Annotated in this window: 9 protein-coding genes; all 9 read left to right on the forward strand. The window is 41.9% G+C overall.

Translation table 11 applies throughout. The annotated features are described in order from the left end of the window. The first annotated feature begins 417 nt into the window (after positions 1–417). The 9 genes from HMPREF2926_RS02025 (at position 418) to HMPREF2926_RS02065 (ending at position 14,822) form a co-directional block, all read left to right on the forward strand. The gene (locus tag HMPREF2926_RS02025) at positions 418–2,049 is read left to right on the forward strand and encodes a Na/Pi cotransporter family protein (RefSeq protein ID WP_070586282.1); all 1,632 of its coding nucleotides are present in this window, start codon (positions 418–420) and stop codon (positions 2,047–2,049) included. A 154-nt stretch (positions 2,050–2,203) separates the two neighbouring features. Further along, entirely contained in the window at positions 2,204–3,361 is a 1,158-nt protein-coding gene (gene nagA, locus HMPREF2926_RS02030; RefSeq protein WP_042760248.1) for an N-acetylglucosamine-6-phosphate deacetylase, read from the forward strand. A 131-nt stretch (positions 3,362–3,492) separates the two neighbouring features. Next, positions 3,493–3,711, forward strand: coding sequence for a hypothetical protein (locus tag HMPREF2926_RS02035; protein ID WP_003018530.1), 219 nt, complete (start codon positions 3,493–3,495; stop codon positions 3,709–3,711). Then, positions 3,708–4,550, forward strand: coding sequence for an aldo/keto reductase (locus HMPREF2926_RS02040; RefSeq protein WP_021154526.1), 843 nt, complete (start codon positions 3,708–3,710; stop codon positions 4,548–4,550). Before HMPREF2926_RS02035 ends, HMPREF2926_RS02040 begins: the two co-directional genes overlap by 4 nt. 269 nt (positions 4,551–4,819) lie before the next feature. Further along, positions 4,820–9,238, forward strand: coding sequence for a S8 family serine peptidase (locus tag HMPREF2926_RS02045; protein WP_070586283.1), 4,419 nt, complete (start codon positions 4,820–4,822; stop codon positions 9,236–9,238). Between the two features lie 511 nt (positions 9,239–9,749). Then, a complete protein-coding gene (gene glyQ / locus HMPREF2926_RS02050; RefSeq protein WP_002886077.1) occupies positions 9,750–10,667 on the forward strand; it encodes a glycine--tRNA ligase subunit alpha in 918 nt (305 codons plus the stop codon). Positions 10,668–10,948: 281 nt separating this feature from the next. Next, on the forward strand, positions 10,949–12,985 hold the full coding sequence (gene glyS / locus HMPREF2926_RS02055) for a glycine--tRNA ligase subunit beta (RefSeq protein WP_070586284.1): 2,037 nt from the start codon (positions 10,949–10,951) through the stop codon (positions 12,983–12,985). Positions 12,986–13,018: 33 nt separating this feature from the next. Further along, complete coding sequence (locus tag HMPREF2926_RS02060) at positions 13,019–13,276, forward strand: DUF896 family protein (RefSeq protein ID WP_003010384.1); 258 nt, start codon at positions 13,019–13,021, stop codon at positions 13,274–13,276. 163 nt (positions 13,277–13,439) lie between these two features. Next, on the forward strand, positions 13,440–14,822 hold the full coding sequence (locus HMPREF2926_RS02065; protein ID WP_070586285.1) for an amino acid permease: 1,383 nt from the start codon (positions 13,440–13,442) through the stop codon (positions 14,820–14,822). Positions 14,823–14,857 lie beyond the last annotated feature (35 nt).

A 14,857-nucleotide genomic window follows, 5' to 3' on the forward strand; every position in this document is an offset into this window, starting at 1 on the left:
AGACAAAGTCTTCTTAGAAACTTTCCTTAGGTGAGTACGGACGTCAGCGAACTTCTTTGAAGTTCCATGACTAATTATTGAGCCTAAGGTCTCAATAATTCCGAGTACCTGAAACTATTAAGTTTCAGGTACTTTTCTCACGACGAAAAGTTTCAGTTGATGATTGAATCACTCTAACGAGTAACATTTCTTTTTATAGAATTTATTAGATTTATAAAAAAGAATAGTTTGTCTACAGTCTCGGGTTGGAAATTTCCAACCTCTTTTTTGGCTCTTAAAATGAGGAAAATAAAACAAAAAGAAAAAAACGGTTTCAAAAAATAATAGAAATTTACAGAAATCTCTTGTGTGATTGGAAATTATCCTTTACAATAGGAGAGGAGTTTTATTTCTGATCTCATATTTGGAGGAATGATCATGTCCATTAACTGGCAGGAAATTTTGTTTAACTTTTTGGGAGGGTTAGGTCTCTTTCTCTATAGTATTAAAACCATGGGAGAAGGACTGCAACAAGCTGCAGGGGACCGTCTTCGCTACTATATTGATAAATATACCAGCAATCCCTTTCTTGGAGTCTTAGTAGGGATTGGGATGACTGCCTTGATTCAGTCGAGTTCAGGGGTTACAGTGATTACGGTCGGTCTGGTGAGTGCAGGACTTCTAACCCTCCGTCAAGCTATTGGTATTGTTATGGGGGCCAATATTGGAACGACTATTACCTCCTTTATCATTGGTTTTAAATTAGGAGACTACGCTCTTCCCATGCTCTTTATCGGAGCGGTTTGTCTCTTCTTTACCAAAAATCGTTTGGTTAATAATGTTGGACGAATCGTTTTTGGTGTCGGTGGTATCTTCTTTGCCCTCAACTTGATGAGTGGGGCTATGGAACCTCTTAAAGATTTGCAAGTCTTTCGTGACTATATGGTGCAGTTAAGTAAAAGTCCTATCTTGGGTGTCTTTGTTGGATCAGGCTTAACACTTTTGATTCAGGCCTCTTCTGCAACCATTGGTATCTTGCAAAATCTCTATGCTAGTCATTTGATTGACCTGAAAGGAGCCCTCCCAGTTCTCTTTGGTGATAATATCGGAACGACCATTACAGCTATCATTGCTTCCTTGGGAGCTAATATTGCGGCCAAACGTGTGGCAGGTGCCCATGTAGCCTTTAATGTTATCGGAACCATTATCTGTCTTGTCTTCCTTGTTCCGTTTACCTCTTTGATTCAATGGTTTGAAACGACTCTTCATTTATCCCCAGAAATGACCATAGCCTTTGCTCACGGAACCTTTAATATAACCAATACCATCATCCAGTTCCCATTCATTGGAGCTTTGGCATACTTTGTGACCAAGCTGATTCCTGGTGAGGATGAGGTTGTCAAATATGAACCGCTCTACTTGGATGAAAACTTGATCACCCAAGCGCCTTCGATTGCTCTTGGAAATGCGAAAAAAGAGTTGCTTCATTTAGGTGGATATGCAGACAAAGCTTTTAATCTTTCTTATGATTATATTGTTCATCAAAATGAGAAAACAGCTGAAAAGGGTCATAAGACAGAAGAAGCCATCAATACCATTGATGATGATTTGACTCGCTACCTGATTCGTTTGTCAAGTGAAGCCTTGAGTCCGAGAGAAAGTGAAGTTCTCACCAACATCCTAGATTCCTCACGAGATTTGGAGCGGATTGGAGATCACGCGGAAGCCTTGATCAATCTGACCGATTATTTAATTCGTAAGAAAGTGGTCTTTTCAGAAGCGGCCTTGGCTGAATTGGAAGATATTTACAACCAAACCCATCAATTTGTAGAGGATGCTTTGAAAGCTGTTGAGAACAATGATGTGAGTCTTGCAAACCAACTGGTAGTACGTCACGAGGCAATTGAAAAGTTGGAGAAAAGACTTCGGAAAACCCATATTCGTCGTTTGAACCATGGTGAATGTACACCTCAAGCTGGAGTGAACTTTATTGATATCATTTCTCACTATACACGTGTTGCAGACCATGCCATGAATCTCGCTGAAAAAGTACAAATCGAGCAAATTTAAGGAACGTCAAACAGAGTAAGTAGGAAGCTTACTCTGTTTTTTTGTTGGATTCTATTCAAAAATAGGTCTAGACCATTTACAAATGAAAGTGAAAGCGTTATAATATGTATGAATATAAATGGAACACAGTTCCTACAATGGAAAGGACGATTTTATGTCTACATATATTAAAGCAGATCAATTTTATTATCCACATGGGGTTCGCCGCGGAGGCTATTTGGAGCTTGTTGATGGCAAGTTTGGAAAACATGTGGAAAGCTTACCAGAAGGTGCGGATGTGTTGGATTATTCAGGTTACAGTATTGCGCCTGGCCTCGTAGATACCCATATTCACGGTTTTGGTGGGGTAGATGTGATGGATAATAATATCGAAGGCACTCTCCATACCATGAGTGAAGGTCTCTTGAGTACAGGGGTTACGAGCTTTTTGCCTACGACCTTGACTTCCTCTTATGAACAACTTTTGGCAGTAACGGAAAATATCGGTGCACGATACAAAGAAGCAACAGGAGCTAAGATTCGCGGGATTTATTTTGAAGGCCCTTATTTTACAGAAAAATACAAGGGAGCTCAAAACCCATCTTATATGAAGGATCCAAGTATGGAAGAATTCCGGGCTTGGCAAAAAGCTGCCAATGGTCTGTTGAATAAGATTGCTCTTGCTCCTGAGCGTGAAGGGGTAGAAGAATTTGTTCGGACCATTACAGGAGAAGGGGTGACTGTCGCTCTGGGACACTCCAATGCTACTTTTGAAGAAGCTAAAAAAGCGGTTGATGCAGGTGCGAGTGTCTGGGTACATGCCTACAATGGTATGCGTGGTTTGACGCACCGTGAACTCGGTATGGTTGGTGCCATGTATGAGTTGCCTCATACTACAGCAGAGTTGATCTGTGATGGCCATCACGTGGATCCGCTAGCGTGTGATATCCTGATGAAACAAAAAGGAAAAGAAAATGTTGCCTTGATTACGGACTGTATGACAGCTGGGGGCTTAGAAGACGGGGACTACATGCTTGGGGAATTCCCGGTTGTGGTCGCTGAAGGGACGGCTCGCTTGAAATCAACTGGTAATCTAGCTGGCTCAATCTTGAAATTGAAAGATGGATTAAAAAATGTTGTAGAGTGGGGAATTGCTAACCCTCACGAAGCAGTGATGATGGCCAGCCTCAATCCGGCAAAATCAGTCCATATTGATGATGTTTGTGGTCAAATTCGAGAAGGGTATGATGCGGACTTCATCGTGCTTGATCAAAATTTGGATCTGGTTGCGACCTATCTCGATGGGGTCAAACGTTACCAGGCAACTAACTAGATTCAAGAAACGAAGATAGAATACTTCCTCTCTAGGTCATACCTAGAGAGGTTTTTGTTTACCGATGGTAGTGCAATTTTGTGAATGCTGTCTTTTCATGCTATAATGGGAATTGAAATGTGAGGTAGCTTATGAAGGCAATTGATATACGTTTTTTATTGATGGGAATTTTTTTCTTGCTCTATGGGATTGTAAGAAAAAATATCTTTATTGTGATCGTTGGTGGGGCATTTTTACTCTATAGTTTTTATAGCAAGAAGATGGAGCCAACCAAGAAGAATATTTTTAAGCCAGAGCTCAAGCTTCGAGGGCCTAAGAAACCGAAATCGAAGAAAGGAAAGAAAAAATGAACAATTATCGTTTGAATAATGGGGTGGAGATTCCTGTATTGGGATTTGGAACCTGGAAAGCAGCGGATGGAGAAGAAGCCTATCAAGCTGTCTTAGCTGCTTTAAAAGCAGGTTATCGCCATATCGATACAGCTGCGATTTATCAAAATGAAGAGAGTGTGGGTCGGGCCATTAAAGACAGTGGTCTTGCGCGTGAAGACCTGTTTATTACCACCAAACTTTGGAATACTCACCACACTTATGAAGACGCTCAAGCTGCTTTGGAAGAGTCTCTTGAAAAACTAGGCTTGGACTATGTAGATCTTTATTTGATTCATTGGCCAAATCCAAAACCTCTTCGAGAAAATGATGCTTGGAAACAACGCAATGCTGAGGTTTGGCGGGCAATGGAAGATATGCTAGCTGCTGGCAAGGTTCGAGCTATTGGTATTAGCAATTTTCTGCCTCATCATTTGGAAGCCCTCCTTGAAACAGCTCGGGTCATTCCGGCTGTGAACCAAATTCGTCTAGCACCTGGGGTTTACCAAAGCGAAGCCATCGCAGCGAGTCGCAAGCATGGCATTTTACTAGAGGCTTGGGGACCTTTTGGCCAAGGAGAATTGTTCCAAAATGAACAAGTAAAAGAAATGGCTACTAAATATGGAAAGACCGTCGCCCAACTAGCCCTGGCTTGGAGTTTACAAGAAGGTTTCCTTCCATTGCCCAAATCGGTTACGCCTGAGCGGATTGCGAGTAATTTAAATTGCTTTGATTTTGAATTGACGGCAGATGATATGGAACTCCTTCGCCATCTTCCGGTTGAAGCAGGTGCACCAGATCCGGACAACAAAGATTTTTAAGAGAGAATTTCTATTTATTAATGAAAACCGAGGACAGTTTCGTTCTCGGTTTTTAAGATCCTTTCAATGATTAAATAATTTTAAAAATCCAATAAAAACAGATGTTCTATAATACTTTCCCATACTAATTTACATTTTTCCGAACGAAAATAAATTAATAGTTAGTAATATTCGTAAATGTTACATTTGTGTTACATTTTGTTTTTTGAATGAATTTTCAGATAATTTTGCGTTATAATAGTTACTATTAAAATAAAAGGGGAGTTTCTATGAATAGACAAGAACGTTTTTCATTAAGAAAATACAAATTTGGTGTAGCCTCAGTTTTATTAGGGGCTGTTTTGGTATTTGGATCTGCACAAGCGAGTGCAGAAGAACAAGCGGCCAGCCAAACGAGTGCTGGAACACAGCTTGTAGCCACTACTCAACAGGCACCTGCTGAAGAAGAGCATTCACAAGCAACAGAAGCAAGTACAGCAGTTGCTAGTGAGAAAGTAGAAGTTGCAAAAGAAGCAACAGTTGCTGAAAAGACAACGAATGCAACAGAAGCAGCTCTTGTTGAAAAAACAGAAGCTCCGAAAGAGGCAGCTACTGTTCCAGAAACAAAACCGGAAGTAGCGGAAAAACCTGTAGAAAAAGCAGCAGAAGTGGCTACTGCGACAAGTTCTGAAACAACGAATCGCCATGAGGCAGCTGAAAAACCTCAAAGCATCGAAAGTGACGAAATTATTACTGTTCCCCAAACCTGGAAGCAAGGCTATAAAGGGGAAGGGATGGTTGTCGCCGTCATCGACTCTGGCTTGGATGTGAACCACGAGGTTCTTCGGATTACCGATCCTTCAAAAGCTAAGTTTAAAAACCAAGAAGAAATCGAAGCTGCTAAGAAAGCGGCAGGAATCGATTATGGTAAATGGTACAACGACAAGGTTGTCTACGCTTATGACTACTTTGATGGGACCGACAATATCAAAGAGGCCGAAAGAGATTCTCATGGGATGCACGTTACAGGGATTGCAACAGGGAATCCTGATAAAGAAGCAGGAAACGGAGAAAAGATTTATGGTGTAGCACCAGAAGCGCAAGTTATGTTTATGCGTGTCTTTTCAGATCGTCAAAAAACAACGGGTTCTGCTCTTTATGTAAAAGCAATTGATGATGCTGTAGCTCTTGGTGCAGATACCATCAATATGAGTCTTGGATCTTCTACTGGTTCTACGGTCAATGCAGGTTCAGATATCATTGACGCCATCAAACGGGCGCGTGCTAAAGGTGTATCTGTCCTAATCTCTGCAGGAAATAGCAATACTTTTGGGAATGGCTATTCAAGACCAGCTGCAGAAAATCCAGATTACGGCTTGGTCGGAAACCCATCAACGGTAGAGGACTCCATTTCTGTTGCTTCAATCAATAATAAAATCATTACCACAGAGGTTTTCGAAGTCAAAGGTTTGGAAGGTAATGCAGAAGTAGATAACGGGAAGTTTGACTACAGTAAATCTGCAACAGATACAGACTTTGAAAAAGGTAAAGAATATGAGTATGTATCAGTTGGTCTTGGGAAAGAAGATGATTTCAAAGATCTAGATCTTACCGGTAAATTGGCGCTTATCCAACGCGGGGAAATTCCATTCTCAGAAAAGATTGCCAATGCCCTCCATCATGGTGCAGTAGGGGCCATGGTTTACAATAATGTAGAAGGATCTAATCTTGGAATGGCAATTGATGGAGATGCTAAGAAAATTCCATCTGTCTTCATTTCAAAACGCTATGGGGAAGCTCTTAAAGCTGGATCTTACAAAGTTGTCTTTAACAATACCATGGCTAACCGTCCATCTCCAGAAGCAGACCAATTGTCTGATTTCTCAAGCTGGGGTGTGACAACAGATGGTCAGTTGAAACCAGATGTCACAGCACCTGGTGGGAATATCTTCTCTTCTTTGAATGACAATACCTACGGGGATATGAGTGGTACTAGTATGGCCTCACCTCACGTAGCAGGTGTTGCAGCCTTGGTTAAAGAATACCTTGTGAAGAACCATCCAGAATTGACTCCTGAACAAGTTTCTGCAACTGTCAAAGCCTTGATTATGTCTACAGCTAAACCACATGTTGACAAAGAAACCGGTGTCTATACTTCTCCACGTCAACAAGGTGCAGGGGTTGTCGATACAGCAGCAGCGGTTTCAACAGACTTGTATGTAACTGGTGAAAACAACTATCCAAGTGTCACTCTTGGAAATGTTGGAGATAGCTTTACCTTTGATGTGACGGTTCACAATATTTCAGATACCGATCGTACCTTGAAAATGTTGGTGAATACTGATACAGATGAAGTAAAAGATGGAAAATTTACCCTACGTCCACGTAAATTAACAGAAACTACTTGGCCTGAAGTAACTGTGAAAGCGCACAGCTCTGAAACGGTAACGGTTAAAGTTGATACAAGTAAATTCACAGAAGAATTGAGCAAAGAAATGCCAAATGGCTATTTCCTTGAAGGATTTGTTCGTTTTGTAGATCCAGCAGATGATGGGGATGTGGTTAGCTTGCCATTTATGGGATTCAAGGGAGAATTCCAAAACCTTCCAGCAGTTGAAAAACCAATCTATGATTTGGTTCGCGAAGGAAAAGATGGCTTCTACTATCATGTTCCAAAAGATTTGAATATCTCCTCTAGTGCCAATGTTTCTGCCCTCGTCACCCTTCAAAATGACCTTCTCCTCACACAAGGAAAACGAGATGGACGTCGCATTACAGTCCTTGGTATTGAAGAAAATGCAGAAGGAACTCACTCTCTTCAACTAGATGAGAATGGAAATGTTCGCATTGCCATTTCACCAAATGAAGATGGAAATAAAGACCTGGTCGAATACAAGACAGTTGCTCTTCGGAATATTGAAAATCTTCGTGCAACCGTCTACGCAGCAAGTGATACGGAACATAAAAATCCACTGTGGGAAGGAACTCCATCTGACCATCGTAAGAACTTCTTCAACGGTGATCAAAAGAACCCACGTAGCTACACGTTAGATAATACTGCTTGGAATGGTACCGATGCAAATGGGAAAGCAGTAGCAGATGGTGTATATGATTATGTCATTCGTTACACACCAATGGTTCCTGGAGCTGAGGAGCAGTCAACGACCTTCAAGGTTCAAGTCGATACTCAAAAACCAGTGATCACATCTGGATATATCCGTTTCAAAGATGGGGCTCAACAGTTTGTAGCACGTAAAGCCAAAGATGTTGGCGATGGTGGTATCTTAACTGAAAAACTCGTCTACGTGACTCCATTCGATGATCAGGGGACAATGGTCCAAACCAGTGAAGATAAGAATGGTACACGTGTGCTTGAAAATTATCATGTGATCAAGGCCAATGCAGATGGTAGCTTCGATCTTCCTGAAAACATCGATAAGAAGAATATCTACTACTATGTAGAAGACTTTGCGGGGAACGTAGATTATGTTTCACTAGCTGATTTAGTTCGGGATCAAAATAGTGGTCGGGTTCAAATTGCAGTTCGTGACGCTAAAACCAACAAAGATTTGGATACTATGTATGTTTACCGAATCAAAGATAGCAACGGCCAATACGTGTCAGTTGATAAGACAAAAGATATTAACTTCTTGAACTTTGGTCATTATACTGCAGAAATCTTTACGTATGATCGTACAGAAGTGAAATTTGTCAGCAGCTTGACACAAGAATTTGATTTGACAGAGGATAATAGTTTCCAAACGATTGCTTTTCTTGCCAATACTTTAGAATATGCACCAGTTAGCATCAGCTTTGATCAACCGGTTTCAAAAGCAGCTACGATCGTATTAAAAGGGGCAGATGGTGAAAACTTTGTCTTGCCTGCTGAAAAATATGGTAAAAATGGCTTTGGTAAATCTGTAGCAACTGGTCAATATACCTTGATTGCAACTCTTCCTACAGGCTATGAACTAGCTGAGGAAGCGCCAGTGATCTCAGTTGTCGCAGGGCGCAACAACAATTATCGTATTGGAGTGATCTCAAAAGTGGATCTCTTAGCTGCTTTGAACAAGCAAGCAGATGTTACAAAGACAGCGCAATACTTCAATGCCAGTGCGGATAAGAAGGAAGCCTATGATCAAGCCTTGCAAGCTGCCCAAGCAGCCTTGACCAACAAGGTTAGTCAAGAGCAAGTCAACCAAGCTCTAGCTAGTCTTGAAGCTGCCAGCCAAGCTTTGGATGGGAAAGATTCAAACGTTGCGGCCTTGAAAGAAGCCATGCAGGCTTACGATGCTACGACTAAAACTGGTCGTTATGCCAATGCCAAAGAAAAAGTACGTCGCGACTACGATCGTGCTTTCCAAACAGTTGCCTTGCTTGCAGTTGATCCAACTGTGAAACAAGAACAAATCAATCAAGCACTTGCTGAGCTTAGCCGTGCGGAAGGAAAATTAAACGGGAAAGCAACTGATTTTTCAAGCCTTGAAAAATACATCAAGGAAGAATTGAAGTTCCAAGAAAAGAATGCGAAATTCATCTATGCTGGAAATGAAGAAAAAGAAGCTTACCTAGCAGCCTTCAAGGATGCACAAACCATCCTTTCAAATCCAGGAGCAAGCCAACAAGATGTGAAAGATGCTTTGACAGCCTTGAAAAATGCCAAGAAAAAACTCCATGGTAAAAAACCAAAAGCTGCAAGACGTCCATAAGAAAAACATTATTGTTTGTTAGCCTAAAATCCGTATGAAACGATTGTTTCATGCGGATTTTAATTTACAAGTCACTAAAAATCTGCTATAATACTAGTCAAGAAAGAAGGGCTTACGGCGTTTTTCTAGCGAGCTTGGGATAGTGAGAGCCAAGTAGAGCAAAGTAAGCAAGTGGCGCTTTCTCTCAGTAAAAAGCTGAGTAAAGTAAGATAAAATGAAGTAATAAATTAGGGTGGAACCGCGTTTCTGACGCCCCTAGGTCACAGACTTAGGAGCGAAGACACGGTTCTTTTTGTATCCTGAGTCACAAGAAACTTTATGAAAAAGGAGTATGCAATGTCTAAAAAACTAACCTTTCACTGCGTTAGTGGCAGAGACCTCCATACAGTCGGACTGCCCCACGCTCAGCACTAGGGTGCCTGAGCTAAACGCAGTACTAACTCGTCTTGCCTCGTATGATCGACGAGGCAGACTCGTGTCGCAAGAAATCATTTAAATCAAGGAGTATTTAATGTCTAAGAAATTAACATTTCAAGAAATTATTTTGACTTTGCAACAATACTGGAATGACCAGGGTTGTATGCTCATGCAGGCTTATGATAATGAAAAAGGTGCGGGAACAATGAGTCCATATACTTTCCTCCGTGCCATTGGTCCTGAGCCATGGAATGCGGCTTATGTAGAGCCATCTCGTCGTCCAGCGGACGGTCGTTACGGGGAAAACCCAAACCGTCTTTACCAACACCACCAATTCCAAGTGGTCATGAAACCATCACCATCAAACATCCAAGAACTCTACCTTGAGTCATTGGAAAAATTGGGGATCAATCCTTTGGAGCACGATATCCGTTTCGTTGAAGATAACTGGGAAAACCCATCGACTGGTTCAGCTGGTCTAGGTTGGGAAGTTTGGCTTGACGGTATGGAAATCACTCAGTTCACCTACTTCCAACAAGTTGGTGGATTGGCAACTGGTCCGGTAACTTCTGAGGTCACTTACGGATTGGAACGTTTGGCTTCTTACATCCAAGAAGTCGATTCTGTTTACGATATTGAGTGGGCTCCAGGCGTTAAATACGGAGAAATCTTCCTTCAACCAGAATATGAACACTCAAAATACAGCTTTGAAGTTTCTGACCAAGATATGCTTCTTGAAAACTTCGAAAAATTTGAAAAAGAAGCAGGACGTGCTTTGGAATTGGGCCTTGTTCACCCAGCCTATGACTACGTTTTGAAATGTTCACACACCTTCAACTTGCTTGATGCACGTGGAGCTGTATCCGTTACAGAACGTGCCGGCTATATTGCCCGCATCCGTAACTTGGCTCGTGTCGTAGCCAAAACCTTCGTCGCAGAACGTAAAAAACTTGGTTACCCACTTCTCGACGAAGCCACACGCGCAAAACTCCTAGCAGAAGAGGAAGAATAAAAAGAGTTACAAGAATGGAAAATGGGCAAACAAAGTGAGCCCATATGGAACCCAGAGGCAAGTCGGAGACTTGCTAAAGGGATAGGCACCGCCGTACTGCTATATGGGGATTTTTGAAACGTGAGGTTCAAAAATCAGTTGGCTAAATCCACTTTGATGAGACCGTTGGAAATCGATGTCAAGAAGACAGAAGATTTCCCTACAGCCTCACAAAGTTAGTTAGCGACGTCCCCGGTACCTAAGGTGCCTATCAAAAAGAAGAATTTTGTAAAGGAAAAAACATGACAAAAAACTTATTAGTAGAACTTGGACTTGAAGAGTTACCAGCCTACGTTGTCACACCAAGTGAAAAACAACTCGGTGAAAAAATGGCAGCCTTCTTGGATGACAACCGACTTTCATACGAAGACATTCAAACCTTCTCAACACCACGCCGTTTGGCTGTCCGTGTGATTGGTTTAGCAGATCAACAATCGGATTTGACTGAAGATTTTAAAGGACCTTCTAAGAAAATCGCCTTGGATGCAGATGGAAACTTCTCAAAAGCGGCTCAAGGATTCGTTCGTGGGAAAGGCTTGACGGTTGATGATATCGAATTCCGTGAAGTCAAAGGTGAAGAGTACGTTTATGTCACGAAACACGAAGCTGGTAAACCTGCCAAAGAAGTCTTGGCTGGCGTTCCAGAAGTGCTTGCTTCATTGACCTTCCCTGTCAGCATGCACTGGGCTAACAACACATTTGAATACATTCGCCCAGTTCACACCTTGATCGTTCTTTTGGGCGACGAAGCGCTCGACCTTGATTTCTTGGATATCCATTCAGGTCGTGTGAGTCGTGGCCACCGTTTCCTTGGACATGAAGTGGAAATTACCAATGCGGATTCTTATGAAGAAGACCTTCGTACCGTTTACGTGATTGCGGATAGCAAAGAACGTGAAAACATGATTCGTGAGCAAATCAAAGCCATCGAAGCAGAACAAGGTGTTCAAGTCCAAATCGAAGAAGGACTTTTGAATGAAGTCTTGAACTTGGTCGAATACCCAACTGCCTTTATGGGAAGTTTTGACACTAAATATTTGGATGTTCCAGAAGAAGTTTTGGTGACCTCAATGGAAACGCACCAACGTTACTTTGTTGTACGTGACCTTGATGGTCAGCTGAAACCAAACTTCATCTCAGTTCGTAATGGGAACGCTGAGCACTTGGAAAATGTTATCCGAGGAAATGAAAAAGTATTGGTGGCGCGTCTCGAAGATGGTGAATTCTTCTGGCGTGAAGACCAAAAACTTAAGATTGAAGACCTCGTTGCTAAATTGGCCAACGTGACCTTCCATGAAAAAATTGGTTCTCTTTCAGAACACATGGCGCGTGCGGGTGTCATTGCAGCGTCACTAGCTGAGCAAGCTGGTTTGACTGCTGAAGAAACGGCAGCCGTCGCTCGTGCAGCTGAAATCTACAAATTTGACCTCTTGACGGGTATGGTCGGAGAGTTCGATGAATTGCAAGGAATCATGGGTGAAAAATACGCCCTCCTTGCTGGTGAAGATGCTGCGGTTGCGACAGCTATCCGTGAGCACTACCTTCCTGATTCAGCAGACGGAGCCCTTCCAGAGACTAAGGTTGGTGCCATTCTTGCCCTTGCAGATAAATTGGATACCCTTCTTTCCTTCTTCTCAGTTGGCTTGATTCCATCAGGTTCCAATGACCCTTATGCACTTCGTCGTGCAACACAAGGGATTGTTCGTATCTTGGATGCCTTTGGTTGGCATATCCCTATGGATGAGTTGATTGACAGCCTTTACGGTCTGTCGTTTGATAGTCTTTCTTATGACAATCAAGCAGAAGTGCTCAACTTCATCAAGGCGCGTGTGGACAAGATGATGGGACGCACACCAAAAGATATCAAAGACGCTGTTCTTGCTGGTTCAAACTTTGTCGTGGCTGATATGCTGGAAGCAGCTGAAGCTCTTTCAGAAGCTGCGAAGACGGATGGTTACAAGGCGGCTGTTGAGTCCCTCTCTCGTGCTTTCAACTTGGCAGAAAAAGCAGATGCTTCAGTAGAAGTCGACGCTAGTCTCTTTGAAAATGATCAAGAAAAAGCCCTTTCTAAAGCGATTGAAGAGCTTGAATTGACTGGTTCAGCAAGTGACAAATTGGCTCAACTCTTTGCTCTTAGCCCAGTCATTGATGCTTTCTTTGACAATACTATGGTAATGGCAGAAGATGAGGCTGTTAAAAACAACCGTTTGGCCCTTCTTGCAGGCCTTGTAGCGAAAGCTAATGCTGTTGCAGCCTTCAACCAATTGAACACAAAATAAGTACCTGATGACGGGTAGAAAGTAGGTTTTATTATGACACCTGAAAAAATCGCTCGAATCAATGAGCTTGCTAAAAAGAAAAAAACAGAAGGTTTGACTCCAGAAGAAACAGTGGAGCAAGCAAAACTTCGTGAAGAATACATTGAAGGTTATCGTCGTTCGGTTCGTCACCACATTGAAGGTATCAAAATTGTGGATGAAGAAGGTAACGATGTAACACCTGAGAAACTACGCCAAGTGCAACGTGAAAAAGGTTTGCATGGCCGTAGCCTCGATGACCCTAATTCATAAGCAAAAGAGTGCTGGAAGAGACTCCAGAACTCTTTTTAATCTATAAAATTCAGAATATTCTGGACTAGATTGACCAATTTTTAAAAACATGGTATAGTAGATTGTGTGAAAATTTGAAGTATACTTTTCTGAAAATGTACAGAAAAAGAATTGGAGTAATCATATGTCAAAAAAACATCATCCTGGTGAAGAAACCGAAAATGGGATGGTTCGTGGTCTGCAAAATCGGCATGTTCAGCTGATCGCTATTGCAGGAACCATCGGGACAGGGCTCTTTCTTGGAGCTGGTCGTTCCCTTTCTTTGACAGGTCCCTCTATTATTTTAGTCTATATGCTGACTGGCACCTTCATGTACTTGATGATGCGGGCGATCGGAGAAATGCTCTATATGGATCCTGATCAACACACCTTTATCAACTTTATCACCAAGTATCTAGGAAAAGGTTGGGGTTATTTTTCAGGATGGTCCTATTGGGTCTCCTTGGTATTTTTGGGAATGGCAGAGATCACCGCTGTTTCCAACTATGTCCAGCTTTGGTTTCCAAATTGGCCAGCCTGGCAGATTCAAATTATCTTTTTAGCGCTCTTAAGTTGTGTAAACTTGATCGCTGTGAAGGTTTTTGGAGAGGTTGAATTCTGGTTTGGAATGATCAAGATTGTCACTATTTTAGCCTTGATCGCAACAGGAATCTTTATGGTGACGACGAATTTTGAAACACCAGCTGGACACGCTAGCTTAAGTAACATTACCAATGGTTTTCAAATGTTTCCAAATGGTTGGGTCAAGTTCGTCATGGCCTTCCAAATGGTCTTCTTTGCTTATCAAGCGATCGAGTTTGTCGGAATTACTACTTCTGAAACAGCTAATCCCCGACAAGTATTGCCAAAAGCTATTAAAGAAATTCCAATCCGGATTGTGATCTTTTATGTAGGAGCTTTGTTGGCGATTATGGCTATTTTCCCTTGGCAACAGCTTCCTGTCAATAAGTCACCGTTTGTAACAGTCTTTCAGATGGTAGGAATCAAGTGGGCAGCAGGATTGATTAATTTTGTTGTACTGACAGCTGCGGCATCTTCCTTGAATTCTACTCTCTATTCAACAGGGCGTCACTTGTACCAGATTGCAAAAGAAACACCAAACAGTAAAGTGATGAATCGTTTGAAACTGAATAGCTTATCTCGTATGGGAATTCCAAGTCGGGCGATTATTTTTTCTGCGATTGTGGTTGCTGTTTCAGCCTTTATCAATGTCTTGCCAGGTGTCTCAGATGCCTTTGCCTTGATTACGGCATCTTCTTCTGGTGTCTACATTGCTATTTACATTTTGACTATGCTTGCCCATCTTAAGTACCGTAAATCGAAAGAATTTATGCCAGATGGTTTTGTCATGCCAGCCTATAAAGTGTTGAATCCATTGACCATTGTTTTCTTCCTCTTTGTATTCGTTTGTCTCTTCTTGCAAGAATCAACATACATTGGAGCGATTGGAGCAACCATCTGGATCATTCTTTTTGGGATTTACAGCAATTGGAAACATAATCAATAAACCGCAAGAGAGTGGGACAGAAATCGGTAATTCGT

This window comes from Streptococcus sp. HMSC078D09 (assembly GCF_001813675.1).
Classification (GTDB): Bacteria; Bacillota; Bacilli; order Lactobacillales; family Streptococcaceae; genus Streptococcus.

Excerpts from the sequence above, each read along its gene's own strand:
- HMPREF2926_RS02025 (WP_070586282.1), top strand. The coding sequence starts at position 418 with ATGTCCATTAACTGGCAGGAAATTTTGTTTAACTTTTTGGGAGGGTTA.
- nagA (WP_042760248.1), top strand. The coding sequence starts at position 2,204 with ATGTCTACATATATTAAAGCAGATCAATTTTATTATCCACATGGGGTT.
- HMPREF2926_RS02035 (WP_003018530.1), top strand. The coding sequence starts at position 3,493 with ATGAAGGCAATTGATATACGTTTTTTATTGATGGGAATTTTTTTCTTG.
- HMPREF2926_RS02040 (WP_021154526.1), top strand. The coding sequence starts at position 3,708 with ATGAACAATTATCGTTTGAATAATGGGGTGGAGATTCCTGTATTGGGA.
- HMPREF2926_RS02045 (WP_070586283.1), top strand. The coding sequence starts at position 4,820 with ATGAATAGACAAGAACGTTTTTCATTAAGAAAATACAAATTTGGTGTA.
- glyQ (WP_002886077.1), top strand. The coding sequence starts at position 9,750 with ATGTCTAAGAAATTAACATTTCAAGAAATTATTTTGACTTTGCAACAA.
- glyS (WP_070586284.1), top strand. The coding sequence starts at position 10,949 with ATGACAAAAAACTTATTAGTAGAACTTGGACTTGAAGAGTTACCAGCC.
- HMPREF2926_RS02060 (WP_003010384.1), top strand. The coding sequence starts at position 13,019 with ATGACACCTGAAAAAATCGCTCGAATCAATGAGCTTGCTAAAAAGAAA.
- HMPREF2926_RS02065 (WP_070586285.1), top strand. The coding sequence starts at position 13,440 with ATGTCAAAAAAACATCATCCTGGTGAAGAAACCGAAAATGGGATGGTT.